This is a genomic window from Citrobacter amalonaticus Y19 (assembly GCF_000981805.1).
Taxonomy (GTDB): Bacteria; Pseudomonadota; Gammaproteobacteria; order Enterobacterales; family Enterobacteriaceae; genus Citrobacter_A; species Citrobacter_A amalonaticus_C.
In genome coordinates this window covers 3830364-3855365 of record NZ_CP011132.1, presented here as the reverse complement: position 1 = coordinate 3855365, position 25002 = coordinate 3830364, and the positions used below count along the sequence as shown (strand labels likewise).

Sequence of the window (25002 nt, the reverse complement as noted above, 5' to 3'; positions counted from 1 at the left end):
TCCGGATTTACGTTTTCATATTCCGTCCGTTGAAAATTGCGTCAAAGACGTTTCTGAGGATTCAATTTTCTGCGCTGTCAGTGCTATTTGTGAACGGATGAGTTCATCTGCCAGTAATTTTTCGTCAGGTAATTGCACTTTGTACTCGCTTGCCATCACGGTATTTGGTAAACCGTTCAGCGCGTAGTGGGCTTCTCCAGCCCCTTTCCCCGCACACAGGATTAACCCGACTGGCGGATTTTCTCCAGGCATTGTCCAGTGCTCTTTGGCGTAGTTAAGGTACATGTTCATTTGTCCTGCGTCGGCATAGCTGAATTTGCCGACTTTCAGGTCAACAACTAACAGACAGCGCAAGCGGCGATGGAAGAAAAGCAGGTCGACGCGAAACCAGCTATCGTCAATGCGTAATCGGCGCTGGCGGCTGACAAAAGCGAAATCGTCACCGAGCTCAAGCATAAACTCCATCAGATGGTTAATCAGCGCTTCTTCCAGATCGGATTCCGAATACTCATCCTTCAGATCGAGGAATTCGAGAATAAAGGGATCGCGTATTGCGTGTTCTGGTAAGACTTCGGGCGCGGTGGGTGCGGCCTGTTGCAGCAACGCGGGTTTATCATGAGACAGCAGTGTCCGTTCATAAAACTGAGAAGCGATTTGCCGATCGAGTTGTCGTACCGACCAACCGTTGCGTAATGTCTCTTTCTCGTAAAAGGTACGGGCATCGGCGTTTTTAACCGACAGGAGCCGAACATAGGCTGACCAGGGAAGCGGGAATATCCTGGCGAGTTGTATCAGAAGAGGAGATTCAGCAGACAGTGTCTGCGGAATTTCAACATGCTGAAAATAAAGATAAAAATTTCGTATTTGCCATAAATTTCTTGTAGAAAACCCACGTTTATAGCGCCGGGTTAAATCAACGGACAGTTGCTCAATCAGTTGAGTACCATAAGCTGCTCGCGCTTCACCGCCCTGCTCAAACTCGACAATGCGTCGGCCAATTTCCCAGTACGTTGCCGTCATGATCGCGTTGATGTTGCGAACGGTCTCTGTCCTGGCGGTATCCAACAGATGGATAATGCCGTCGTGGATTTGCTGATAACCGCCAGCGTGTTGTGCTGATGTTGTTGCCATCATATTATCCCTGACATGATAGTTACGAATTGAAAATATATCGATATCAGTATACTTAAGAGGGCAGGCGGTCAATTCTTCTCAGCCCATTACATCCACTTACGGCAAAGTTTGCGAGCCGCTTTCGACGAATGGAGATGGGATATTGCGAGGAACAAGGGTGACTCCCCATCCCTGAGCGAGTACTCGGGGGCAGGGGAGTCAGAAAGGTTTACTACACTTCCAGCCAGTTCATGATCCCATCAGCTGCTTTGCGGCCTTCGGCAATAGCAGTAACCACCAGATCCGAACCACGCACAATGTCACCACCGGCGAAGATTTTCGGGTTGCTGGTCTGGAAGGCGTTGTCGCTGCCTTCCGGGGCGATGATACGACCCTGAGAATCCAGTTCGACGCTGTGTTTTGCCAGCCACTCCATGTTGTGAGGACGGAAACCAAACGCCATGACCACGGCATCTGCCGGAACAACGTGCTCGGAACCGGCAACGATCTCCGCGCGACGGCGGCCTTTCGCATCCGGCGCGCCCATTTCGGTACGTGCCATTTTCACGCCGCAAACCTTGCCATTCGCATTCACTTCCACGCCCAGCGGTTGCACGTTGAACTGGAACTCAACGCCTTCCTCGCGCGCGTTTTTCACTTCGCGGCGGGAGCCCGGCATGTTCTCTTCATCACGACGATAGGCACAGGTGACGTGCGTTGCGCCCTGACGAACGGAGGTCCGCACGCAGTCCATGGCAGTATCGCCACCGCCCAGCACCACCACGCGTTTTCCTTCCATATTGACGTACGGCTCGTCGGTGGTTTCACCAAAGCCCATGATCTGCTTCGTGTTGGCGATCAGGAACGGCAGGGCATCGAATACGCCATCGGCATCTTCGTTTTCCAGCCCGCCGCGCATGGACTGATAGGTGCCGACGCCGAGGAATACTGCATCGTACTCTTTCAGCAGGTCGTCGAGCTGTACGTCACGGCCCACTTCCACGTTCAGTTTGAACTCGATTCCCATACCGGTGAAAATTTCACGGCGGCGGGTCATCACCTCTTTTTCCAGCTTGAAGGCCGGAATGCCAAAGGTCAGCAGGCCGCCTATCTCCGGATGCCTGTCAAACACCACGGCCTTCACACCGTTGCGGGTTAACACGTCGGCACAGGCCAGTCCAGCCGGGCCAGCGCCGATGATCGCCACCCGTTTGTCGGTCTGGCGAACGCCGGTCATATCCGGACGCCAGCCCATTTCAAACGCTTTATCATTGATATAACGCTCGATGTTGCCGATGGTGACGGCGCCAAACTCATCGTTCAGCGTACAGGAACCTTCGCAGAGTCTGTCCTGCGGGCACACGCGACCGCACACTTCGGGCAGCGTATTGGTCTGGTGAGACAGTTCCGCCGCTTCAAAGATTCGTCCCTCATTGGCGAGCTTCAGCCAGTTCGGAATGTAGTTATGAACCGGGCATTTCCACTCACAGTACGGGTTGCCGCAGGATAGACAGCGGTCCGCCTGCGCTTTTGCCTGACCTTCTGAAAACGGTTCGTAGATTTCAATAAACTCGATTTTGCGGATCTTCAGCGGCTTCTTCGGCGGATCAACGCGCTGCAGGTCGATAAACTGGTATACGTTCTGACTCATTGTTGCTACCCCTTACTGCGCCTGCACGCGCAGCTCTGCTGCGCTACGACTACGGTGACCCAACAGTGCTTTCACATCACTGGACTTCGGTTTAACCAGCGCGAATTTGTTGGCGAAGGCTGACCAGTTGGCCAGAATCTCTTCTCCGCGCTGTGAACCGGTATGCTGCACGTGTTCGGTGATCAGGCCACGCAGATGTTCTTCGTGGATAGCCAGTTCATCAACGCCCAGCACTTCGACCAGTTCCGGGTTCACGCGTTTACGGAATTCGCCGTCTTCGTCCAGCACGTAGGCGAACCCGCCCGTCATGCCTGCGCCGAAGTTGACCCCGGTTTTGCCGAGGATACAGACGATCCCGCCGGTCATGTATTCACAACCGTTGTCGCCAATGCCTTCTACCACGGTGATAGCACCAGAGTTACGTACCCCGAAACGCTCACCCGCCCGCCCTGCGGCATACAGACGACCACCGGTCGCGCCATACAGGCAGGTGTTACCGATGATGCTTGCCTCATGGCTGCGGAAAGCGGAACCAACCGGAGGACGTACTGCCAGCAGGCCGCCCGCCATGCCTTTACCGACATAGTCGTTGGCATCGCCGGTCAGATACAGTTCCACGCCGCCTGCGTTCCAGACGCCAAAGCTCTGACCTGCCGTGCCGCTGAAGTACGCTTTAATCGGATCAGAGGCCAGCCCCTGATCGCCGTGAGTCTGAGCGATATACCCCGAGAGCGACGCGCCAACAGAACGGTCGGTGTTGCGAATATCGAACCAGAAGGTTTTGCTCTGGCGATCGTCGACATACGGCTTCGCCTGTTGCAGTAACTGCGCGTTCAGCACGCCATTATCAAACGGCGGGTTGTTTTCGGTGCAGTACAACGCTTTGCCAGGATGCGGTTCTGCGGTCTCCAGAAGGCGAGACAGCTCCAGCTTCTGCTGTTTAGCGGTAAACCCGTCCAGCTCTTTCAGCAGGTCGGTACGGCCAATCAGATCCACCAGGCGCGTCACGCCAAGCTGAGCCATCAGCTCGCGAGTTTCACGTGCGATGAACTCAAAGTAGTTAGTCACTTTAAATGGCAGACCGTGATAGTGGTTCTTACGCAGTTTGTCGTCCTGGGTAGCCACACCGGTTGCACAGTTGTTCAGATGGCAAATACGCAGGTATTTACAGCCCAGCGCCACCATCGGACCGGTTCCGAAGCCGAAGCTTTCTGCGCCAAGAATCGCCGCTTTGATGATATCCACGCCGGTTTTCAGACCGCCATCGACCTGCAAACGGATCTTGTGACGCAAGCCGTTAGCGACCAGCGCCTGCTGGGTTTCCACCAACCCAAGTTCCCACGGACAGCCCGCGTATTTCACCGAAGAGAGCGGGCTCGCGCCGGTGCCGCCGTCATAACCGGCGATGGTGATGAGATCCGCATAGGCTTTCGCCACGCCGGTGGCGATGGTGCCGACACCCGGTTCAGACACCAGCTTCACGGAGATCATCGCTTTCGGGTTGACCTGTTTAAGGTCGAAAATCAGCTGTGCTAAATCCTCGATAGAGTAGATATCGTGGTGCGGCGGCGGGGAGATCAGCGTCACGCCCGGCACCGAGTAGCGCAGTTTAGCGATGTACGGGGTCACTTTGTCACCCGGTAACTGACCGCCTTCGCCGGGCTTCGCGCCCTGAGCGACTTTAATCTGAATAACATCGGCGTTAACCAGGTACGCCGGCGTAACGCCGAAACGACCGGAAGCCACCTGTTTGATGCGCGACACTTTATTGGTGCCGTAGCGCGCCGGATCTTCGCCGCCTTCACCGGAGTTAGAATTACCGCCGATGCTGTTCATCGCTTCGGCCAGTGCTTCATGCGCTTCCGGGCTCAGTGCGCCGATCGACATTGCCGCAGTATCAAAACGTTTGAACAGGTCACTTGCCGGTTCAACCGCCTCAATGCTGACCGCCTCGTCGCCGGGATTAATCGCCAGCAGATCGCGCAGCGTCGTCGCGGGACGTTCGTTGACCAGTTTCGCGTATTCCTGATAGTCGCTGTATTCACCACTCTGAACCGCCTGTTGCAGAGTACGAACTACGTCCGGGTTGTAGGCGTGGTATTCGCCGCCGTGCACATACTTCAGCAGGCCGCCCTGCGTAATCGGTTTACGCGCCAGCCAGGCACGTTTGGACAGGTTTAGCAGATCCTGCTGGAAGTCGGCAAAGCCCGCGCCGCCGATGCGGCTGACCACGCCCTGGAAGCACAGCGCAACGACATCATCATGCAGACCCACCGCTTCAAACAGTTTGGAGCAGCGGTAGGAGGCGATGGTCGAAATGCCCATTTTGGACATGATCTTGTACAGCCCTTTATTGATGCCGTTACGGTAGTTCAGCATCACGGTACGGTAGTTTTTGGCGATCGCCTGGGTGTCTATCAGACGACCCAGCGTCTCGTACGCGAGGTACGGATAGATGGCCGTCGCGCCAAAGCCCAGCAGCACGGCGAAGTGATGCGGGTCACGGGCGCTTGCGGTTTCGACGATGATGTTGGCATCGCAGCGCAGGCTCTGTTCTACCAGCCGCGTCTGTACCGCGCCGACCGCCATGGGAGCGGGTACCGGCAGACGATTTTTACCGATATTTCGATCCGTCAGCACCAGCAGAACGGTGCCGCTGCGTACCATCTGCTCGGCGGTATCGCACAACGCTTTAACCGTTTCTTCCAGCGTGGTTTGCGTCACATCGAAGGTGATATCCAGACGGTCAGCGCGATAGTGCTCTTCTTTCATCGTGGTGAGCTGTTGGAAATCAGAGTACAGCAGAATCGGCGATTTAAAGCTCAGACGGTGCGCCTGACCTTCGGCTTCGCAGAAGACGTTCATCTCGCGACCGATACTGGTCGCCAGCGACATGACGTGTGCCTCACGCAGCGGATCGATAGGGGGGTTCGTCACCTGGGCAAACTGCTGGCGGAAGTAGTCGTAAATAATGCGTGGCTGGCTGGAGAGCACGGCAAACGGGGTATCGTCACCCATTGAACCGACCGCTTCCTGACCGTTTTCACCGAGCACGCGGAGTACGGAATCCAGTTCTTCAGCGCTGTAGTTAAACTGTTTCTGGTAGCTGGCGAGCGTGTCGTCGTCCAGTTCACACTGGCCCACCTGATCGTCAGCCAGATCTTCAAACGGCACCAGGCGACGGACGTTTTTCTCCATCCACTCTTTATACGGATGGCGGCTTTTCAGGTCGTCGTCCGTTTCGGCGGAGTGCAGAATGCAGCCGCCACGGGTGTCGATAACCATCAGTTCACCCGGGCCGACGCGACCTTTTTCGACCACTTCGTCAGGCTGGTAATCCCAGATCCCTACTTCAGACGCGCAGGTGATCAGCTTGTCTTTAGTGATGACATAACGCGCCGGACGCAGACCGTTACGGTCGAGGTTACAGGCGGCGAAACGCCCGTCGGACATGACGATACCCGCCGGGCCATCCCACGGCTCCATGTGCATGGAGTTAAAGTCAAAGAAGGCGCGCAGATCCGGATCCATATCCGGGTTGTTCTGCCAGGCTGGCGGTACCAGCAGGCGCATGGCGCGGATAATGTCCATCCCGCCCGCCAGCAGCAGTTCCAGCATGTTATCCATGGAACTGGAATCGGAGCCGGTTTCGTTAACGAACGGCGCGGCGTCGTGCAGATCCGGGATCAGCGGGGTCTGGAATTTATAGGTACGGGCGCGGGCCCACTGACGGTTACCGGTAATGGTGTTGATCTCGCCGTTGTGCGCCAGGTAGCGGAACGGCTGCGCCAGCGGCCAGCGCGGCACGGTGTTGGTGGAGAAGCGCTGGTGGAACAGACAGATGGCCGATTCCAGGCGCAAGTCCGCGAGGTCCAGGTAGAAGCGCGGCAGATCCGCCGGCATACACAGACCTTTATAGATGTTGACCAGGTTTGACAGGCTACAGACGTAGAAGTCTTTGTCTTCCTGCAGTCGTTTTTCAATACGGCGACGGGCGATGAACAGACGACGTTCCATATCGCGCGGACGCCAGCCCGCAGGGGCATTCACAAAAATTTGTTCAATACGCGGCAGGGAGGAGAGGGCGATTTCACCCAGTACACCTTCGTTGGTTGGTACATCGCGCCAGCCCACAATCGACAGCGTTTCCTGCTGAAGCTCTTCTTCAACAATACGGCGAGATGCTGCGGCCAGTTCAGGATCTTTGTTCAGGAAGATCATACCAACCGCGTAGTTTTTGGCTAAACGCCAGCCGCGCTCTTCGGCAACGATGCGGAAAAAGCGGTCAGGTTTTTGCAGCAGAAGACCACAACCATCGCCTGTTTTACCATCCGCGAGGATTGCGCCACGGTGCTGCATTCGGGCCAGTGCGTGTATGGCGGTACGCACTACCTTGTGGCTAGGTTCGCCTTCTATGTGGGCGATCAGGCCGAAACCACAGTTATCCTTCTCAAGGGATTTATCGTACAACATATCAGTGAACCTCCCCAGGCTCTGCGGGACCCCCTTCCGATACCGTTTGCGCACGGGCACACCAAGAGCATGGCGACGGGGTTTGCGTGTCATACGCTTACCTCGCATTCGCCCTCTTTATCCATTTCGCTTAGGTCAAACAAGTTTGAGGACTTGCTGTCAGAGGGAATCTCAATTACTGCATAAATATGATGAGCACACCGCTCATCCAGAAAGCTTCCAGCGGATTTCCACGTTATCGGGAATCCACACACAGGTCAAATGGCAATCTTATTTATCTAATAATGTGCTATAGAGCATATATCTTGATGAAAGTATTAAGAATAATATCATTTTGACATTGAATTAACGTACTGGAAACGAGACGGGGAGTGTGATCTGTCTCACTGTCATAACCGCCTGTTAGCTCATGTCTCCGCTTTATTCACCGTTATAAGTAGTGTTTTGTGCTGGTTTATTGCGAAGTGGCGTTTCATGATACTGTTTTTGCGCAATCGACGTCAGAAGATAAAAAAAATGGCCGGAGATAAGGAAAAGTAATTGGCTGGGTTGTGAATGAAATATCGTTTATTTTGACTGGATATGCAATTGATAAAAGCCTGCCGGGGCGATTGATCCAGGTCATCGCCGACAAGGGCTAAAAGTGGCAGGCTTTGGCCTCTTTTCAAGGCGCGGTCTATCAGATTATGCAGTTACAGAAATTAGTCAATATGTTTGGTGGGGATCTTTCTCGTCGTTATGGACAAAAGGTTCATAAACTGACGCTCCACGGTGGATTTAGCTGCCCAAATCGCGATGGCACTATCGGACGCGGCGGCTGCACCTTCTGTAATGTTGCCTCTTTTGCGGATGAAGCGCAGCAGCAGCATTCGATCGCGGAACAGCTCGCGCACCAGGCGCATCTGGTTAATCGTGCGAAGCGCTATCTGGCCTACTTTCAGGCCTACACCAGTACCTTTGCTGAAGTGCAGGTGTTGCGCTCGATGTATCAGCAGGCCGTCAGTCAGGCCAGTATTGTCGGCCTGTGCGTGGGAACGCGTCCCGACTGCGTACCGGAAGCGGTTCTTGATTTGCTCTGTGAATATAACGATCAGGGTTATGAAGTGTGGCTGGAGCTGGGATTGCAAACCGCGCATGACAAAACTCTGCATCGTATTAATCGCGGGCACGATTTTGCCTGTTATCAGCGCACAACCCGCCTTGCGCGTGAGCGCGGCCTGAAAGTTTGTTCACATCTTATTGTTGGCCTACCGGGAGAAGGGCAGGCGGAATGCCTGCAAACGCTTGAGCAGGTGGTGGAGACGGGAGTAGATGGCATCAAACTGCACCCGTTGCACATTGTGAAGGGCAGCATTATGGCCAGGGCTTGGGAGGCGGGGCGTCTGAACGGGATTGAACTGGATGATTACACGCACACCGCAGGCGAGATGATCCGTCATACGCCGCCAGAGGTGATTTATCATCGTATTTCCGCCAGCGCACGTCGCCCCACGCTGCTGGCACCGCTATGGTGCGAAAACCGCTGGACCGGGATGGTCGAGCTGGATCGTTATCTCAATGCCCATGGTGTTCAGGGTTCTGCGCTCGGACGGGCATGGGTTCCGCCTGACGCCTGAACTATGACGGGCCATGGATTTCTTGCACATTCTCTAACGTCTTGCGCAGAATTGAGTATTATTGTGCCAGGTTGTCGTAAAGGAAATCCTTGATGAAGCAAATTCGTATGCTGGCGCAGTACTATGTGGACCTGATGATGAAATTGGGTCTGGTGCGCTTTTCGATGTTGCTGGCGTTAGCGCTCGTTGTGCTGGCAATTGTGGTGCAGATGGCGGTCACCATGGTGCTGCATGGTCGGGTCGAACAGATCGATGTCATTCGCTCCATTTTCTTTGGTTTATTAATTACCCCCTGGGCGGTCTATTTTTTGTCGGTGGTGGTGGAGCAACTGGAGGAGTCCCGTCAGCGATTATCCCGACTGGTGCAAAAGCTCGAAGAGATGCGAGAGCGCGACCTCAAGCTTAACGTCCAGTTGAAAGATAATATTTCGCAGCTGAATCAGGAGATTGCCGATCGCGAAAAGGCGGAGGCAGAACGCCAGTCAACGTTTGAGCAGCTCAAAGTTGAGATCAAAGAGCGCGAAGAGGCGCAGATTCAGCTTGAACAGCAATCCTCTTTCTTACGTTCCTTCCTGGATGCCTCGCCGGATCTGGTTTTTTATCGCAATGAAGATAAAGAGTTTTCCGGCTGTAACCGGGCGATGGAATTGCTTACCGGCAAAAGCGAAAAGCAGCTGGTGCATTTAAAGCCTGCCGATGTGTACTCGCCGGAAGCGGCCGAAAAGGTCATTGAGACCGACGAGAAAGTCTTCCGTCATAATGTGTCGCTGACCTATGAGCAATGGCTCGATTATCCGGACGGGCGCAAAGCCTGTTTTGAGATCCGCAAAGTACCTTATTACGATCGCGTGGGTAAACGTCATGGCCTGATGGGTTTTGGTCGTGATATTACCGAGCGCAAGCGCTATCAGGATGCACTTGAACGCGCCAGTCGCGATAAAACGACCTTTATTTCCACCATCAGTCACGAACTGCGTACGCCATTGAACGGGATTGTTGGCCTGAGCCGTATCCTGCTGGACACAGACCTGACGACCGAGCAGGAAAAATACCTGAAGACTATCCATGTCTCCGCGGTGACGCTGGGGAATATTTTCAACGATATCATTGATATGGATAAGATGGAGCGGCGTAAGGTTCAACTGGATAACCAGCCGGTGGATTTCACCAGCTTCATGGCCGATTTGGAGAATCTCTCTGGCCTGCAGGCGCAGCAGAAAGGATTGCGTTTTGTGCTTGAGCCGACCTTGCCGCTGCCACATAAAGTGGTGACCGACGGAACACGTCTGCGGCAGATCCTGTGGAACCTGATCAGCAACGCGGTGAAATTTACCCAGCAGGGTCAGGTGACCGTGCGCGTACGTTACGACGCAGGCAGTACCCTGCACTTTGAAGTGGAAGACTCCGGTATCGGCATTCCACAGGATGAGCAGGACAAAATCTTCGCTATGTATTATCAGGTGAAAGACAGCCACGGCGGTAAACCGGCGACCGGTACGGGCATCGGTCTGGCGGTCTCGCGTCGTCTGGCGAAAAACATGGGTGGGGATATCACCGTGGCAAGCCAGCCTGGCAAAGGCTCAATCTTTACCCTGACCGTCAATGCGCCAGCGGTGGCGGAAGAAGTTGAAGATGCATTTGAGGATGATGATTTGCCGCTGCCAGCGCTGAACGTCCTGCTGGTGGAAGATATCGAGCTGAACGTCATTGTGGCGCGTTCGGTACTGGAAAAACTCGGCAACAGCGTGGATGTCGCCATGACCGGGAAAGCGGCGCTGGAGATGTTCACGCCGGGTGAGTATGACCTGGTGCTGCTGGACATTCAGTTGCCGGATATGACCGGTCTCGATATTTCACGTGAGCTGACCCAGCGCTATGCGCGTGACGATCTGCCGCCGCTGGTGGCGCTCACGGCGAACGTCCTGAAAGATAAAAAAGAGTATCTGGATGCGGGTATGGATGACGTGCTGAGCAAGCCGCTATCGGTACCGGCGTTAACCGCCATGATTAAGAAGTACTGGGATACCCAAGACGAAGAGGAGTGCACGGTGAAATCTGAAGAGAGCAGTAAATCGCAAGCGCTATTAGATATTCCGATGCTGGAACAGTACATAGAGCTGGTGGGGCCGAAGCTGATTACCGATGGGCTGGCCGTGTTCGAGAAGATGATGCCAGGCTATTTAAGCGTTCTGGAATCCAATCTGACCGCGCGTGACAAGAAAGGTGTGGTTGAAGAAGGGCACAAAATCAAAGGGGCTGCCGGTTCTGTTGGCCTTCGTCACCTGCAACAGTTGGGACAGCAAATCCAGTCACCCGATCTTCCTGCCTGGGAAGATAACGTGGGTGAATGGATTGAAGAGATGAAACAAGAGTGGCAACACGACGTTGCGGTATTAAAGGCCTGGGTGGCAAACGCTGGAAAAAAATGACCCCGGCTTGACCGGGGTGCGCGAATACTGCGCCAACACCAGGGAAATCGTGGCTGCGCCGTAAGTTATAATTGTGATTTAAAAGGCGCAGCGCTTAAATTCGGGCCGCACGCAGTTAAGATAGCAAATCTTAAATGCTTTGTTACATGAATCAGTTAAATGTGTGAAGCGTAGCATTTTAATCACAATTATTAATGTGCTGCAGACAGTGGTGAAAAGGACATTTGAATGAAAAAAATTGGCGTAGTTCTTAGCGGATGCGGTGTGTATGACGGTGCTGAAATTCATGAAGCCGTACTGACGTTGCTGGCCATTGCCCGCAGCGGTGCGCAGGCCGTCTGCTTCGCGCCCGACAAAGCGCAGGTTGATGTGATTAATCATCTGACGGGCGATCCGATGGCGGAAACCCGCAATGTGCTGATCGAAGCGGCTCGCATTACGCGCGGCAATATTCGTCCGCTTTCTCAGGCCGTTTCGACGGACCTTGATGCGCTGATTGTCCCTGGTGGTTTTGGCGCAGCCAAAAATTTGAGCAACTTTGCAAGCCTCGGCAGCGAATGCCGGGTGGATCCGGATTTAGCCGGGCTCGCGTTGGCGATGCACCAGTCTGGTAAGCCGTTGGGTTTTATGTGTATCGCCCCGGCCATGCTGCCGAAAATCTTCGACTTCCCGCTGCGTTTGACGATCGGCACCGATATTGATACGGCAGAAGTGCTGGAAGAGATGGGGGCGGAGCATGTGCCGTGCCCGGTTGATGATATTGTCGTTGATGAAGACAATAAAATCGTCACTACGCCTGCCTATATGCTGGCGCAGGATATCGCTCAGGCGGCAATGGGTATCGAAAAACTGGTATCACGCGTGCTGGTTCTGGCGGAATGAAAAAAGGGGTTTTCGCCTTTCTGCGGCAGGTGATGTGGCGTGTTGTGATCGTTCTCGCTGTGTTCTGGGGAGGTGGCATTGCGCTGTTCAGCGTGGTGCCCGTTCCCTTTTCGGCGGTGATGGTCGAGCGGCAGATTGGTGCCTGGTTACAGGGCGATTTTGGCTATGTTGCCCATTCCGACTGGGTGAGCATGGATGAGATCTCACCGTGGATGGGACTCGCGGTGATTGCCGCAGAAGACCAGACCTTCCCGGACCACTGGGGTTTTGACGTCGCCGCCATCGAGAAGGCGTTGTCACATAACGAGCGTAATGAAAACCGTATTCGCGGTGCCTCGACGTTGTCACAGCAGACCGTTAAGAATCTCTTTCTCTGGGATGGTCGTAGTTGGCTGCGTAAAGGGCTGGAAGCCGGGCTTACGGTCGGCGTTGAGACCGTCTGGAGCAAGAAGCGGATCCTCACCGTTTACCTGAATATCGCGGAGTTTGGTGATGGCGTATTTGGCGTGGAAGCCGCAGCACAGCGCTATTTTGGCAAACCGGCCAGCCGATTAACCCAGTCAGAAGCGGCGCTGCTTGCTGCCGTATTGCCCAATCCTCTGCGCTTTAAGGCCGCTGCGCCCTCAGGCTATGTACGTAGCCGTCAGGCGTGGATACTGCGTCAAATGCGGCAGTTGGGCGGGGAGTCGTTTATGACCCGCCACCACCTGCATTAAATCTGCATTAAGCCTCGCGCGAAGAGAGCGACAAACTGCCGTGTTCTTTCGGTTGGGCGTTTCTTTCCAGCGCGACGGCCAGGACCGGTTGGGCGATAAAACGCTGCCACAATCTTTCCTGCTTACGACGGCAGAACCATTTTGACCAGGTCGCCAGCGGGATTAACGTCCCTTCACCAATGTTATCGCAAACCACCGGCACCACTTCCGATTCGCTGATACGGTGACAGAGAACGTTTTGTGGTTTCAGCGTCATGGTAACGATATGGTTGTCACGCAGGTAGCGTCTTAGCTTCTTCAGCATCTGACGTAGCACGGCAAAGTCGTCTTCGTAACGACATTGTTTGGCAAACTCGGTGAGAGTGACGGACGGCTTGCCGTCGTAATCGGCAATCACATCGTAAACGTAACCCGTTCCGCAGTCGGTCTCTACCGTGCCGTAATAGCGTGGGATACCGCTCCAGTCTTTCAGGTAGCGAGAGAGATGCGCATAGTACTTCAGCTCGCGCTGTGTCTCTTTGTCGCCGCCCTGGCCACTGTTGTAAACAATCTTAATACAACGCTGAGCATCATCCGGATGCGCATAGCACTTACGATGTCGTCCGGTGCCCAGGGGAGTCTCTGCTGATAAACGAATCATGAGTGATATCCTGGAAATATTTACTGACAATAATCCAGTATGAACACTCAGGTTAAATGAAACCTAAACAACTTTGCTTAAGGTTTTCTTAAGGTAATCCTTAATCTAAAAAGCGCACGAATTGCACAGGCAGGAGGGTAAAAAATAAAAAAAACGCCGGATGGCGTTTTCTGTGACGATGTCCGTCGGACGTGAACGCTTAGTCTTCGTCGAATCCTGAATTGAACAGGGCGATGACGGCGGCCAGCGCTTCGACCTCTTGTGGACCCGAGGCTTCAATCTCAATTTGTCGGCCTTTGGCGGAGTCCAGCATCAGCAATGCGATGACGCTGTTGGCTTCCGCTTCGGTGCCTTCATCATTTCGTAGCAGGACTTCCGCATCAAATCCCTGCATGAGTTCAAAGAGCTTCATTGCTGGCCGGGCATGCATGCCCAGCTTGTTCGTGATTTCAACAGTTTGCTTCACGGTCATGTTTTGCGTTTTTCCAGCGTACGATGGCGTGACTGTACGTTTTTACCGCGTGAGCGGAAGTAGTCTGCCAGCTGTTCTGCAATATACACCGAACGGTGTTTCCCGCCGGTACAACCGATAGCAACGGTCAGATAGCTACGGTTGTTGGTCTCCAGCATGGGTAACCATAGCTCAAGATAGCTGCGAGTCTGGTAGATAAAATTGTGTACTTCTGTGTGCCTGTCGAGGAAGGCGGCAACAGGTTTGTCGAGGCCGGTCATTGGACGCAGTTTCGGGTCCCAGTGCGGGTTCGGCAGGAAGCGTACGTCGAAGACGTAATCGGCATCAATGGGGATCCCGTGCTTAAAGCCGAAGGACTCAAACACCATCGTGAGTTCACGCTCGCGTTTACCCAGCAGGCGAGTCCGCAGCATTTCTGCCAGCTCGTGCACCGACATTTCTGAGGTGTCGACAATCAGGTCGGCGCGAGAACGCAGCGGTTCCAGCAGGTCACTTTCCTGATCGATGGCGCTCTCCAGCGACAGGTTTTTGCTGGAGAGGGGGTGCAGACGACGCGTATCGCTATAGCGACGAATCAACGTGTTGCGATCGGCATCAAGAAACAGCAGCTGCGGCGAGAACGCCTCGGGCAGGTTGTTCATTGCCTGCTCAAAAATTTCTGGCGACTCTGGCATATTGCGTACGTCAATGCTGACGGCTGCCGAAATCTGGCGTTCGGCAAGCGTGCGTGCCAGATCGGGTAACAGCACCACGGGGAGGTTATCCACGCAGTAAAAGCCCATATCTTCCAGCGCGCGCAGGGCAACAGATTTACCTGACCCTGAACGACCGCTGACGATCATCAGTACCATGTACTGTTTCTCCTCACCACGGCAAAAGGGGAGTTACGCTTCATCCTGACCGCCTTCGGTGTCAGTGATGATTTGATACAACTCTTCATCGCTTTGTGCGGCGCGCAGTCGACGGCAGATGGTTTTATCCGCCAGACGCTTAGCCACCAGTGATAACGTATGCAGGTGCGTTTTGGTTTGATCCGCAGGCACCAGCAGGGCAAAAAGCAGATCGACGGGTTGATTATCAATCGCGTCGAAGGCGATGGGCGTTTCCAGTTGCACAAACACGCCGACGGCGCGCAGGGTATCTTCTTCCAGCTTGCCGTGTGGGATGGCTATCCCATTGCCGATGCCGGTACTGCCCATTTTTTCGCGCGTCAGGATCGCTTCAAAAACAACCTGCGGCGGTAAACTAAGCTGTTTTGCCGCCAGTTCACTGATGATTTCCAGCGCGCGTTTTTTGCTCTGGCAGTGAACGGCACTGCGAGTACATTCCTGGTTAAGTACACTGCTCAATTGTAGAGACGTATCGTTATTTATCATAATTTCACCTAAGAACCTGCCGCACAACGGTGGGACAAGTTCGGAGCGCTAACTGTACAAATGGCCTGTTGTTCTGCACAACAGGCCGTCCTGCACCCGCTAACTGCCCGGACAATTAGTGTTGTTTCAATTTATCTTTGTGTTTAGTGAGCTGTCTTGCCAGCTTATCAATCAGGCCATCAATGGCCGCGTACATATCCTGACCTTCCGCGCTGGCGTGAATTTCGCCACCGTTTACATGCAGTGTTGCATCCGAGATGTGGGTGACTTTCTCCACTTTCAACACAATATAGACCTGATTGATCCTGTCGAAATACTGTTCGAGTTTAGCGAACTTGGTATTCACAAAGTCACGCAGGGCTTCTGTGATCTCGACGTTGTTTCCAGTGATGTTGAGCTGCATAGTGTCTTCCTTATCGGTTGGGTCAAACCAGTTGTTTGCGCTGGTTTGACGGCGGAATGGATAAAGACTCTCGGTACTTCGCAACGGTGCGGCGCGCCACCATGATGCCTTGTTCCGACAACATTGATGTTAGCTTGCTGTCGCTCAAAGGCTTCGCGGGGTTTTCCGCCGCAATCAACTTCTTCACCAGTGCGCGGATCGCCGTGGAGGACGCTTCGCCACCCCCCTCGGTATTCACATGGCTGGAGAAAAAATACTTCAGTTCAAAAATGCCGCGTGGACTGTGCAGATACTTCTGCGTGGTCACACGAGAAATGGTCGACTCGTGCATCTCAACGGCCTGGGCGATATCCGCCAGCACCATCGGTTTCATAAACTCTTCGCCTTGCTCAAAGAAGGCTTGCTGCTGTTCAACGATGCAGCGACTGACGCGCAGCAGGGTATCGTTGCGGCTCTCCAGACTTTTAATCAACCACTTTGCGTCCTGCAAATTACTGCGGATGTACTGGCTGTCGGCGTCATTGCGCCCACCGTTGCACATTGCAGCGTAGTGCTGATTGATTTGCAGGCGGGGAACGCTGTCGCCGTTGAGCTCAACCATCCAGTGACCATTATGCTTACGCACCAGCACATCCGGGATCACGTATTCCGGCTCGCCAGTCTGGATCGACTGACCAGGGCGGGGATCGAGCGACTGAATTAAATTGACCGCTTCTTTGAGTACCTCTTCTTTGAGGCGCGTGACGCGCATCAGGGTACGGAAGTCGTGGTTCGCCAGCAGATCGAGATGATCGCTGATGATCTGTCGGGCTTCTTCAAGGAAGGGCGTCGCGTTGTCGAACTGTGAGAGCTGGATTAGCAGGCAATCGCGCAGATCTTTTGCCGCCACGCCAACAGGATCAAACCGCTGAATACGTTTGAGAACGGCTTCAACCTCGTCAAGACCCACCTCTTCATTGCCCATGCTTTCAAGGATATCGTCCAGCGAAACGGTGAGATAGCCGGTGTCGTCAACGGCATCAACAATCGAGGTGGCAATTGCGCGGTCGGTATCAGAGAACGGGGTGAGCTCCACCTGCCACATCAGGTAATCCTGTAGGGTTTGCGTGGTTTCACCCTGATAAACGGGCAGATCATCGTCGATGTAGTCACCGCTGGTGCCCGATGGCGTCCCGGCGGTGTAGATTTCATCCCAACTGGCGTCGAGCGGTAACTCTTCCGGCATCTCTTTTTGTTCGAGGGCGTCGGCAGTATCCAGGGATTCACTGTCCTGCGTTTCGTGGGTATCAACTTCGTCGTGAAGGTCGGTTTGCTCCAGCAACGGATTACTTTCCAGCGCCTGCTGGAGTTCCTGCTGCAGTTCCAGCGTGGACAACTGCAACAGACGAATCGCCTGTTGTAGTTGCGGCGTCATCGCCAGTTGCTGGCTCAGCCTGAGTTGCAAACCTTGCTTCATGTTCAGAGTCGTTTTCTCCCGCTATGACGTCGCAAACTTCTACCCTATCAGAGTCTGAAGTCTTCCCCAAGGTATACGCGCTTAACGTGATCGTCTTGCAGGATTTCTGTCGGCGTACCGTGCGCGATCAGGTGTCCCTGGCTCACGATATAGGCTCGCTCACACACGGCCAGCGTTTCGCGGACGTTATGGTCGGTAATCAACACGCCGAGACCGCTGTCACGCAGATGCTCAATAATGCGTTTGATATCGATAACGGAGATGGGGTCAACGCCGGCAAACGGTTCATCCAGCAGGATAAACTTCGGATTAGCGGCCAGCGCGCGGGCGATTTCCACACGGCGGCGTTCCCCCCCGGAGAGCGACTGGCCCATGTTGTCGCGCAGATGCTCAATGTGGAACTCTTCCATCAGCTCGTTCGCCCGATCTTCACGCTGTTCGCTGGAGAGATCGTCACGAATTTGCAGTACTGCCATCAGGTTATCGAACACGCTCAGACGGCGGAAAATCGATGCTTCCTGCGGCAGATAGCCAATCCCGCGGCGCGCGCGGGCGTGCAGTGGCAGCAGGCTGATGTCTTCATCATCAATGATGATGTTACCGGCGTCGCGCGGCACAATACCGACGACCATGTAGAAGGTGGTGGTTTTACCCGCACCATTTGGCCCAAGCAGACCGACAATCTCACCCGAGTTGACGGTCAGACTGACATCTTCCACGACGCGGCGGCCTTTGTAGGCCTTCGCCAGATTCTTTGCAGTTAATGTTGCCATAGCGAATTAGTTACTCTTCTTCTGAGCCGGGGCCTGGTTTTTGTCCTGCAACTGCGACGGAACCAGAACCGTGGTCACACGCTTGCCTTTCTCACTGAAGGCCTGCATTTTCTGTTCTTTCACCAGATAGGTAATTTTGTCCCCGGTGATGTTGCTGTCGAGCTGTTCCAGGTACGCATTGCCGGTGAGTACGACAAAGTCTTTCGCCAGCTCATAATGCATTTTCGACGCGTGGCCTTTTACCGGCTTACCGTTGTCCTGCATTTGATAGAAGGTGGCCGGGTTGCCGAAGCCATCAATGACCTCTTTACCCTCTTCACCGCCCGGACGGGTAACGACCACTTTATCGGCGTTAATTTTGATGGTGCCCTGGGTCACAATGACATTACCGGTGAAGGTCACGACGTTGCCCAGCATGTCCAGAGACTGCTGATCCGATTCAATATGAATCGGCTGTTCGGTATCGCCGGTGACGGCGAACGCCGGAATACTGGCGGCCAGAAGTGAGCTGGCAAGCACAAGATTAAGGCTGAGTTTGTTTGTTTTGAATTTCATAGGAGGTTCTAACCTTTTCAATCAGCTCGGCGTTCTTGCTGCGTAAGTTGCCGCGCATTTTCAGTCCGCTGGAGTTAAATGTTGTTCCGTATAACGTGACGAGGTCTTCAGAGGTAACATCCTGCGTCACCAGATTGATCTGCGCGTTATCGGTGGTAATTCTGCGAAGTTGAGCGTCAGGCACCAGCGCGTTGACTTCAACGTGACCATAAAGATACAGCATCCGATCCTCGGTCAGCTTGGCTTTATCAGCCTTGATTGACCACGTCGGGATCTTGTCCTTATCAAAGGTCGTTAACACGGGTTGCGTGAACCACGAAACGGCCTGATCGGAATAATATTCAACATGTTGGGCGATCAAACGATAGCTCAGCGCGCCTTCCGGACTGTAGACAACGGTGTCCGTGTGCTCGCTCTTGTAGGTCGGATCGCTTGTATTCACCGCCACCTGAGCCGTGTCGTCTTTATCGGCCAGGTTAATACCAATCAGCACCAGCACGGCCAACGACAGTAGAATGATAACCCAACGTCTGGCTTTACTCATATCGATTGCCCTTTGGCCTCATCAAGCTTACCCTGCGCCAGTAATAATAAATCACAGACTTCTCGTACCGCGCCGCGTCCGCCCGCGATTTTCGTGACGTAATCCGCGCGCGGAAGCAGTAACGGATGCGCATCCGCAACGGCAATGCTCAGGCCAATTTTTTCCATCACCGGCCAGTCGATCAGATCGTCACCGACGTAGGCCACGTTTTCCGGCGCAATCGCCAGTTTTGCCAGCAGACTGTGAAAGGCGACCAGTTTGTCCGACTGCCCCTGATACAGATGCGTGATCCCCAGTGTGGCACACCGATCTTCTACTAGTTTAGCTTTTCGTCCGGTAATGATGGCGACGTCGATATCAGACGTCAGCGCACAACGAATCCCGTAACCGTCACGGACGTTGAAAGCCTTCAGCTCTTCACCGTTGTTGCCCATATAAATCAGGCCATCCGACAGCACGCCATCGACATCAAGAATCAGCAGACGGATATTCTCTGCTTTGGCGATGACGTCCGCGCTGACGGGTCCATAACAGGTCGCAAGCGACGCACCTGCTTTGCTCATTTCTCTTTATCCTTGAATTTCTACACAACGCCTGCACGCAGGAGATCATGCATATGTAACACACCGAGTAACTGGTCGCCATCGGCAACCATCACGGAGGTGATATGGCGGGACTGCATTAAGTTCAGGGCATCGACCGCCAGAATTCCTGGACGCACGCGAATGCCCCCCGGCGTCATCACGTCGGCAATACCGAGTTGGCGTACGTCAACACCCATATCAAAGACGCGACGTAAATCACCGTCGGTGAAGATACCGTTGATCTTCATCGCATCATCGCAAATCACGGTCATCCCGAGGTTCTTGCGGGTGATTTCCAGCAGCGCATCGCGCAGGCTGGCATCTTTGGTGACATGCGGGATTTCATCGCCCGTATGCATAATATCGTTAACGCGCAGCAGCAGTTTACGCCCCAGCGCACCGCCCGGATGCGACAAGGCAAAATCCTCAGCGGTAAAGCCGCGCGCCTTCAATAACGCCACCGCCAGCGCATCGCCCATCACTAACGTGGCGGTAGTGCTGCTCGTTGGTGCCAGACCAAGCGGACAGGCTTCTTGCGGTACTTTAACACACAGATGGACATCCGCAGCACGTGCCATGCTGCTTTCTGGTCGACCGGTGATGCAGATAAGCTGAACCTGCAGTCGCTTAAGGACCGGAATCAGGGCGGCTATCTCGCTGGATTCTCCGGAGTTGGAGATGGCAATCACCACATCCTGCGATGTCACCATTCCCAGATCGCCGTGGGCGGCTTCCCCCGGATGGACGAAGAAGGAAGAGGTGCCGGTACTGGCAAAGGTCGCGGCCATTTTGCGGCCAATGTGCCCCGATTTCCCCATGCCCATCACCACCACTTTGCCGGTGCAGTTGAACATTTTTTCACAGGCGAGAGTGAAATCCTGATTGATGTACTGATCAAGCTCCGCCAGGCCTTCACGTTCAATCGCCAGAACCTCTTTGCCAGCTTGCTGAAAGTCAAAACCCGGTTGTAACGCTAAGTGCGACATATGTCTGTTTCCAGTTATCCAACGAGAAGCGGCGACAGCCAATACAACATCGCCAGCCATACGATAAAACCGCCGGTCAACAGCACGCCCGCGCCGCGACCGGACTGGCGGGGACGCCGCCAGCAGAGTAATGCAAAGATAACGCTCACCAGCAGCATCACGCTGTAATCACGGCTGAACGCCAACGGGTTCACGTCACCCGGCGTAATCAGGGCGGGGAGACCGAGGACAATGGTGAGGTTAAAAATGTTCGCGCCGATGATATTGCCCACCGCGATATCGTTCTCACCTTTGCGCACGCCAGCGATGGCGGTTGCCAGTTCAGGCAGGCTGGTGCCGATCGCGATTACCGTCAGGCCAATCGTCAGTTCGCTCATCGCGAAGTAATTGGCAATCACGGTGGCGTTATCCACCACCATTCGGGTGGCCATTGGCATGATAATCAGCGCAATGCCCAGCCATAAAAACGCCACCGGCAGTCCGCCTTCGCGCGGCAATTCAGCAACCTGCTCCTGGGTGAGGCTGTCATTGCCCTGACGCTCAGCGAGACGAGCGATTTTAACAATGAACAACAGCCATAACACGGCTAACAGTAGAAGAAAGATACCATCGCTACGGCTGAGTTGTCCGTCATACAGTACGGATCCGGCCACGACGCTAACCAGTAACATTAGCGGTAATTCGCGACGCAGAATATCGGAATGCACGGTAAAAGGGTGGATCAGCGCGGCCAGTCCGAGGATCAACAATATGTTGGTCATGTTGGATCCGAGCGCGGTGCCGACGGCTAAATCTAACTGCCCGTGCAGGGAGGCGGCGACAGAAACAATCATTTCAGGCAGAGATGTGCCTATACTGACTACCGTCATACCAATAATCAGCGGCGGGATCCCGAAGGTTCGACAGAGGATTGACGCGGCAAATACCAGGCGGTCGGCGCCGTAGACGACCAATAATAAACCAATAATTAACAGCGCCGTGGCTAAAAGCATCTAAAGTCCTTTCTTCAGGTATACTCGCCGGTCCACCGGGATTGTCTGGAAACCGTTACGAAGTCTTAATTTTGACTTTATGCAGCTAAAAAGTAAAACAAATGCCAGCTTTCGCTAACCAGCGCGGGTAATATTCTGTAAATATGTTGGGTTCATGGCTAAATTCCACGCCATGCTGAGATCAACAAGCAACACGAAGGATGAATCAATGGGTCAGTCTGTGGCGAATTTAGTCGACATGCGCGATGTCAGCTTTACGCGCGGCGATCGCTGCATTTTCGATAACATCTCTCTGACCGTACCGCGTGGCAAGATCACCGCGATCATGGGGCCATCGGGGATCGGTAAAACGACGCTGCTGCGCCTGATTGGCGGACAAATTCAGCCCGACAAGGGCGAGATCCTGTTTGATGGCGAGAACATCCCCGCGATGTCCCGCTCGCGCCTCTACACGGTACGTAAACGGATGAGTATGCTGTTTCAGTCGGGGGCGCTGTTCACTGACATGAACGTATTTGATAACGTGGCGTATCCGTTACGCGAACATACCACGCTTCCCCCGTCGTTATTGAAAAGCACGGTGATGATGAAACTGGAAGCCGTTGGTCTGCGCGGGGCAGCAAAACTGATGCCCTCAGAACTGTCCGGAGGGATGGCTCGCCGGGCGGCGTTAGCGCGTGCTATTGCGCTGGAGCCGGATCTCATCATGTTTGATGAGCCGTTTGTCGGGCAGGATCCGATCACCATGGGCGTGCTGGTCAAACTGATTTCAGAATTAAACAATGCGCTGGGCGTGACCTGCGTCGTGGTCTCTCACGATGTGCCGGAGGTCCTGAGCATTGCGGATTTCGCCTGGATTATGGCGGACAAAAAGATTGTGGCCCACGGCAGCGCACAGGCGCTGCAAGAGAATGACGACCCGCGCGTGCGTCAGTTCCTGGATGGCATTGCAGACGGACCCGTCCCGTTCCGCTATCCTGCGGGCGATTATCACTCTGATTTACTCGGAACAGGGAGTTAAGCCACTCATGCTGTTAAATGCACTGGCGACGCTGGGACACAAGGGGATTAAAACCCTCAGAACGTTCGGGCGCGCCGGGTTAATGTTGTTCAATGCGCTGGTCGGCAAACCGGAATTTCGTAAACACGCGCCGCTGCTGGTGCGCCAGCTTTATAATGTGGGCGTCTTGTCGATGCTGATCATTATTGTTTCTGGCGTGTTTATCGGCATGGTGCTGGGGTTGCAGGGCTATCTGGTACTCACCACCTATAGTGCGGAAACCAGTCTGGGGATGTTAGTGGCGCTGTCGCTGCTGCGTGAACTCGGTCCGGTCGTCGCCGCGCTGCTGTTTGCGGGTCGCGCGGGTTCCGCACTGACCGCTGAAATTGGCCTGATGCGTGCGACGGAGCAGCTTTCCAGTATGGAAATGATGGCCGTCGACCCACTGCGTCGGGTGATCTCCCCACGTTTCTGGGCGGGGGTGATCTCGCTGCCGCTGCTGACGATTTTGTTTGTGGCCGTAGGGATCTGGGGCGGTTCTCTGGTCGGCGTAAGCTGGAAGGGGATTGACGCCGGTTTCTTCTGGGCCGCGATGCAGAATGCCGTCGACTGGCGTCTGGATCTGGTCAACTGTTTGATCAAAAGCGTGGTGTTCGCCATTACGGTAACCTGGATTGCATTGTTCAATGGGTATGATGCGATTCCGACCTCGGCGGGAATTAGCCGGGCAACCACACGCACCGTTGTGCACTCGTCGCTGGCCGTTCTGGGTCTGGACTTTGTACTGACCGCATTGATGTTTGGGAATTGAGTTCATGCAAACGAAAAAAAATGAAATTTGGGTGGGGATCTTCTTGTTAGCTGCATTGCTGGCCGCGCTGTTTGTCTGCCTGAAGGCGGCCAACGTGACCTCTATGCGCACGGAACCGACCTACACGATTTATGCGACATTCGATAATATCGGCGGCCTGAAAGTGCGTTCGCCGGTGCGCATCGGTGGCGTGGTGGTTGGTCGCGTGGCGGATATCTCCTTAGACCCGAAGACCTATTTACCGCGTGTGACGCTGGACATCGAAGAGCGCTATAACAACATTCCTGATACCAGTTCACTGAGCATCCGGACGTCCGGTCTGCTGGGGGAACAGTATCTGGCGCTGAACGTCGGTTTTGAAGATCCTGAGCTGGGAACGTCTATCCTCAAGGATGGCGGCACGATCCAGGACACCAAATCCGCGATGGTGCTGGAAGATATGATTGGTCAGTTCCTTTACAACAGCAACAGTAAAGGCGATGACAATAAGAATTCTGGCGATGCGTCGGCGCCGGCCGAAGGTCATAATGAAGCCACTGGGCCTGCGGGCACAACGAATTAATCTCAGGAGAATCGAATTATGTTTAAGCGTTTAATGATGGTGGCTCTGCTGGTGATTGCACCGCTGAGTACCGCCATTGCAGCCGATCAGACCAACCCTTACAAGTTGATGGATGAAGCGGCGCAGAAAACCTTCGACCGCCTGAAAAACGAACAGCCGAAAATCCGTTCTAATCCGGACTATCTGCGCGATGTGGTTGACCAGGAACTGCTGCCGTATGTGCAGGTGAAATACGCCGGCGCGTTGGTGCTGGGTCGTTACTATAAAGAGGCCACTCCAGCCCAGCGTGACGCCTACTTCGCCGCGTTTCGTGAATACCTGAAACAGGCTTACGGCCAGGCGCTGGCGATGTATCACGGTCAGACGTATGAGATTGCCCCGGAACAACCGTTGGGTGATGCGACCATCGTTCCGATCCGCGTGACGATTCTTGATCCGCATGGTCGTCCTCCGGTACGTCTGGACTTCCAGTGGCGTAAAAATACCCAGACGGGTCACTGGCAGGCCTATGACATGATCGCCGAAGGCGTCAGCATGATCACCACCAAACAGAACGAGTGGAGCGATCTGCTGCGGACTAAAGGAATCGATGGATTGACGGCGCAGCTGAAATCTATCGCTCAGCATAAAATCACGCTGGAAGAGAAGAAGTAATGACTCAGTCACTCAGTTGGATGCGTGACGGAGACAAACTGGCGCTCGTGGGTGAGCTGGACCAGGACGTGCTGAATCCCTTGTGGGACGCGCGCGTTGAGGCAATGACCGGCGTGACCTGCATCGATCTCAGCCAGGTTTCCCGCGTGGATACCGGGGGACTGGCGCTGCTGGTCCATCTTATCAGTCTGGCGAAAACGCAGGGCAACAACGTGTCTCTGACGGGGGTGAACGACAAAGTCTTCACCCTGGCGGAACTCTATAACTTACCTGCCGACGTGCTTCCGCGTCAGTAATATCAGTACGTTATTATC

Annotated in this window: 24 protein-coding genes; 9 read left to right on the top strand and 15 right to left on the bottom strand. The window is 54.3% G+C overall.

Features of this window, described 5'->3' with window-relative positions; translation table 11 throughout:
* Positions 1-15 precede the first annotated feature (15 nt).
* The 3 genes from F384_RS17695 to gltB all read right to left on the bottom strand — a co-directional run bounded on the left by F384_RS17695 (position 16) and on the right by gltB (position 7237).
* Complete coding sequence (locus F384_RS17695) at positions 16-1131, bottom strand: PDDEXK nuclease domain-containing protein (protein WP_155404053.1); 1116 nt, start codon at positions 1129-1131, stop codon at positions 16-18.
* Positions 1132-1345: 214 nt separating this feature from the next.
* Entirely contained in the window at positions 1346-2764 is a 1419-nt protein-coding gene (gltD, locus tag F384_RS17690) for a glutamate synthase subunit GltD (protein ID WP_046488175.1), read from the bottom strand.
* 12 nt (positions 2765-2776) lie between these two features.
* Complete coding sequence (gene gltB, locus F384_RS17685; protein ID WP_052746955.1) at positions 2777-7237, bottom strand: glutamate synthase large subunit; 4461 nt, start codon at positions 7235-7237, stop codon at positions 2777-2779.
* Positions 7238-7923: 686 nt separating this feature from the next.
* Here gltB and F384_RS17680 point away from each other — a divergent pair.
* The 4 genes from F384_RS17680 (at position 7924) to mtgA (ending at position 12880) form a co-directional block, all read left to right on the top strand.
* The gene (locus F384_RS17680) at positions 7924-8853 is read left to right on the top strand and encodes a TIGR01212 family radical SAM protein (RefSeq protein ID WP_052747012.1); all 930 of its coding nucleotides are present in this window, start codon (positions 7924-7926) and stop codon (positions 8851-8853) included.
* A gap of 92 nt (positions 8854-8945) precedes the next feature.
* On the top strand, positions 8946-11282 hold the full coding sequence (gene arcB / locus F384_RS17675) for an aerobic respiration two-component sensor histidine kinase ArcB (RefSeq protein ID WP_046488158.1): 2337 nt from the start codon (positions 8946-8948) through the stop codon (positions 11280-11282).
* A 228-nt stretch (positions 11283-11510) separates the two neighbouring features.
* Entirely contained in the window at positions 11511-12164 is a 654-nt protein-coding gene (gene elbB, locus F384_RS17670; protein ID WP_046488154.1) for an isoprenoid biosynthesis glyoxalase ElbB, read from the top strand.
* Positions 12161-12880, top strand: a complete 720-nt coding sequence (gene mtgA, locus F384_RS17665) for a monofunctional biosynthetic peptidoglycan transglycosylase (RefSeq protein WP_046488151.1) — start codon at positions 12161-12163, stop codon at positions 12878-12880. The genes elbB and mtgA overlap by 4 nt, the downstream gene beginning before the upstream one ends.
* 7 nt (positions 12881-12887) lie before the next feature.
* Here the strand turns inward: mtgA and yrbL are convergent, their stop codons facing one another.
* The 12 genes from yrbL to F384_RS17605 all read right to left on the bottom strand — a co-directional run bounded on the left by yrbL (position 12888) and on the right by F384_RS17605 (position 21661).
* Positions 12888-13520 carry a PhoP regulatory network protein YrbL gene (yrbL, locus tag F384_RS17660; RefSeq protein WP_046488148.1) on the bottom strand — a complete coding sequence of 211 codons (633 nt, stop codon included), beginning with the start codon at positions 13518-13520 and terminating at the stop codon, positions 12888-12890.
* A 199-nt stretch (positions 13521-13719) separates the two neighbouring features.
* On the bottom strand, positions 13720-13992 hold the full coding sequence (gene npr, locus F384_RS17655; RefSeq protein ID WP_042325034.1) for a PTS phosphocarrier protein NPr: 273 nt from the start codon (positions 13990-13992) through the stop codon (positions 13720-13722).
* Positions 13989-14843 (bottom strand): RNase adapter RapZ, encoded by an 855-nt coding sequence (gene rapZ / locus F384_RS17650; RefSeq protein WP_012908509.1) that lies wholly within the window; start codon positions 14841-14843, stop codon positions 13989-13991. The genes npr and rapZ overlap by 4 nt, the downstream gene beginning before the upstream one ends.
* 33 nt (positions 14844-14876) lie before the next feature.
* Positions 14877-15368 (bottom strand): PTS IIA-like nitrogen regulatory protein PtsN, encoded by a 492-nt coding sequence (gene ptsN, locus F384_RS17645; RefSeq protein WP_046488143.1) that lies wholly within the window; start codon positions 15366-15368, stop codon positions 14877-14879.
* Between the two features lie 115 nt (positions 15369-15483).
* A complete protein-coding gene (gene hpf / locus F384_RS17640) occupies positions 15484-15771 on the bottom strand; it encodes a ribosome hibernation promoting factor (protein WP_003025078.1) in 288 nt (95 codons plus the stop codon).
* A 22-nt stretch (positions 15772-15793) separates the two neighbouring features.
* A complete protein-coding gene (rpoN, locus tag F384_RS17635; RefSeq protein WP_046488137.1) occupies positions 15794-17227 on the bottom strand; it encodes an RNA polymerase factor sigma-54 in 1434 nt (477 codons plus the stop codon).
* Between the two features lie 47 nt (positions 17228-17274).
* Entirely contained in the window at positions 17275-18000 is a 726-nt protein-coding gene (gene lptB, locus F384_RS17630; RefSeq protein WP_046488135.1) for an LPS export ABC transporter ATP-binding protein, read from the bottom strand.
* A 6-nt stretch (positions 18001-18006) separates the two neighbouring features.
* The gene (gene lptA / locus F384_RS17625) at positions 18007-18555 is read right to left on the bottom strand and encodes a lipopolysaccharide ABC transporter substrate-binding protein LptA (RefSeq protein WP_046488132.1); all 549 of its coding nucleotides are present in this window, start codon (positions 18553-18555) and stop codon (positions 18007-18009) included.
* The gene (gene lptC / locus F384_RS17620) at positions 18524-19099 is read right to left on the bottom strand and encodes an LPS export ABC transporter periplasmic protein LptC (RefSeq protein ID WP_046488131.1); all 576 of its coding nucleotides are present in this window, start codon (positions 19097-19099) and stop codon (positions 18524-18526) included. The genes lptA and lptC overlap by 32 nt, the downstream gene beginning before the upstream one ends.
* Positions 19096-19662, bottom strand: a complete 567-nt coding sequence (kdsC, locus tag F384_RS17615) for a 3-deoxy-manno-octulosonate-8-phosphatase KdsC (protein ID WP_046488128.1) — start codon at positions 19660-19662, stop codon at positions 19096-19098. Before kdsC ends, lptC begins: the two co-directional genes overlap by 4 nt.
* 20 nt (positions 19663-19682) lie before the next feature.
* A complete protein-coding gene (gene kdsD / locus F384_RS17610) occupies positions 19683-20669 on the bottom strand; it encodes an arabinose-5-phosphate isomerase KdsD (protein WP_046488126.1) in 987 nt (328 codons plus the stop codon).
* 14 nt (positions 20670-20683) lie between these two features.
* Entirely contained in the window at positions 20684-21661 is a 978-nt protein-coding gene (locus F384_RS17605) for a calcium/sodium antiporter (RefSeq protein WP_046488124.1), read from the bottom strand.
* A 208-nt stretch (positions 21662-21869) separates the two neighbouring features.
* Here F384_RS17605 and mlaF point away from each other — a divergent pair, with 208 nt between their 5' ends.
* Genes mlaF through mlaB form a run of 5 tightly spaced genes read left to right on the top strand, consistent with a single transcriptional unit; the run spans position 21870 to position 24984 of the window.
* Positions 21870-22682: a phospholipid ABC transporter ATP-binding protein MlaF gene (gene mlaF / locus F384_RS17600; RefSeq protein ID WP_046488121.1), complete on the top strand. Its 813-nt coding sequence runs from the start codon at positions 21870-21872 to the stop codon at positions 22680-22682.
* 7 nt (positions 22683-22689) lie between these two features.
* Positions 22690-23472 carry a lipid asymmetry maintenance ABC transporter permease subunit MlaE gene (mlaE, locus tag F384_RS17595; RefSeq protein WP_046488118.1) on the top strand — a complete coding sequence of 261 codons (783 nt, stop codon included), beginning with the start codon at positions 22690-22692 and terminating at the stop codon, positions 23470-23472.
* Positions 23473-23476: 4 nt separating this feature from the next.
* A complete protein-coding gene (gene mlaD, locus F384_RS17590) occupies positions 23477-24034 on the top strand; it encodes an outer membrane lipid asymmetry maintenance protein MlaD (RefSeq protein WP_046488115.1) in 558 nt (185 codons plus the stop codon).
* A gap of 18 nt (positions 24035-24052) precedes the next feature.
* Complete coding sequence (gene mlaC, locus F384_RS17585) at positions 24053-24688, top strand: phospholipid-binding protein MlaC (RefSeq protein ID WP_046488112.1); 636 nt, start codon at positions 24053-24055, stop codon at positions 24686-24688.
* On the top strand, positions 24688-24984 hold the full coding sequence (gene mlaB / locus F384_RS17580) for a lipid asymmetry maintenance protein MlaB (protein WP_046488109.1): 297 nt from the start codon (positions 24688-24690) through the stop codon (positions 24982-24984). Before mlaC ends, mlaB begins: the two co-directional genes overlap by 1 nt.
* The last annotated feature ends 18 nt before the right edge of the window (positions 24985-25002 follow it).

Coding starts and splice junctions, on each gene's coding strand:
- mlaF (WP_046488121.1), top strand. CDS start 21,870: ATGGGTCAGTCTGTGGCGAATTTAGTCGACATGCGCGATGTCAGCTTT.
- F384_RS17605 (WP_046488124.1), bottom strand. CDS start 21,661: ATGCTTTTAGCCACGGCGCTGTTAATTATTGGTTTATTATTGGTCGTC.
- kdsC (WP_046488128.1), bottom strand. CDS start 19,662: ATGAGCAAAGCAGGTGCGTCGCTTGCGACCTGTTATGGACCCGTCAGC.
- hpf (WP_003025078.1), bottom strand. CDS start 15,771: ATGCAGCTCAACATCACTGGAAACAACGTCGAGATCACAGAAGCCCTG.
- lptC (WP_046488131.1), bottom strand. CDS start 19,099: ATGAGTAAAGCCAGACGTTGGGTTATCATTCTACTGTCGTTGGCCGTG.
- yrbL (WP_046488148.1), bottom strand. CDS start 13,520: ATGATTCGTTTATCAGCAGAGACTCCCCTGGGCACCGGACGACATCGT.
- rapZ (WP_012908509.1), bottom strand. CDS start 14,843: ATGGTACTGATGATCGTCAGCGGTCGTTCAGGGTCAGGTAAATCTGTT.
- ptsN (WP_046488143.1), bottom strand. CDS start 15,368: ATGATAAATAACGATACGTCTCTACAATTGAGCAGTGTACTTAACCAG.
- mlaB (WP_046488109.1), top strand. CDS start 24,688: ATGACTCAGTCACTCAGTTGGATGCGTGACGGAGACAAACTGGCGCTC.
- gltB (WP_052746955.1), bottom strand. CDS start 7,237: ATGTTGTACGATAAATCCCTTGAGAAGGATAACTGTGGTTTCGGCCTG.
- mlaE (WP_046488118.1), top strand. CDS start 22,690: ATGCTGTTAAATGCACTGGCGACGCTGGGACACAAGGGGATTAAAACC.
- gltD (WP_046488175.1), bottom strand. CDS start 2,764: ATGAGTCAGAACGTATACCAGTTTATCGACCTGCAGCGCGTTGATCCG.
- npr (WP_042325034.1), bottom strand. CDS start 13,992: ATGACCGTGAAGCAAACTGTTGAAATCACGAACAAGCTGGGCATGCAT.
- mlaC (WP_046488112.1), top strand. CDS start 24,053: ATGTTTAAGCGTTTAATGATGGTGGCTCTGCTGGTGATTGCACCGCTG.
- lptB (WP_046488135.1), bottom strand. CDS start 18,000: ATGGCAACATTAACTGCAAAGAATCTGGCGAAGGCCTACAAAGGCCGC.
- mlaD (WP_046488115.1), top strand. CDS start 23,477: ATGCAAACGAAAAAAAATGAAATTTGGGTGGGGATCTTCTTGTTAGCT.
- elbB (WP_046488154.1), top strand. CDS start 11,511: ATGAAAAAAATTGGCGTAGTTCTTAGCGGATGCGGTGTGTATGACGGT.
- lptA (WP_046488132.1), bottom strand. CDS start 18,555: ATGAAATTCAAAACAAACAAACTCAGCCTTAATCTTGTGCTTGCCAGC.
- mtgA (WP_046488151.1), top strand. CDS start 12,161: ATGAAAAAAGGGGTTTTCGCCTTTCTGCGGCAGGTGATGTGGCGTGTT.
- arcB (WP_046488158.1), top strand. CDS start 8,946: ATGAAGCAAATTCGTATGCTGGCGCAGTACTATGTGGACCTGATGATG.
- F384_RS17680 (WP_052747012.1), top strand. CDS start 7,924: ATGCAGTTACAGAAATTAGTCAATATGTTTGGTGGGGATCTTTCTCGT.
- F384_RS17695 (WP_155404053.1), bottom strand. CDS start 1,131: ATGGCAACAACATCAGCACAACACGCTGGCGGTTATCAGCAAATCCAC.
- kdsD (WP_046488126.1), bottom strand. CDS start 20,669: ATGTCGCACTTAGCGTTACAACCGGGTTTTGACTTTCAGCAAGCTGGC.
- rpoN (WP_046488137.1), bottom strand. CDS start 17,227: ATGAAGCAAGGTTTGCAACTCAGGCTGAGCCAGCAACTGGCGATGACG.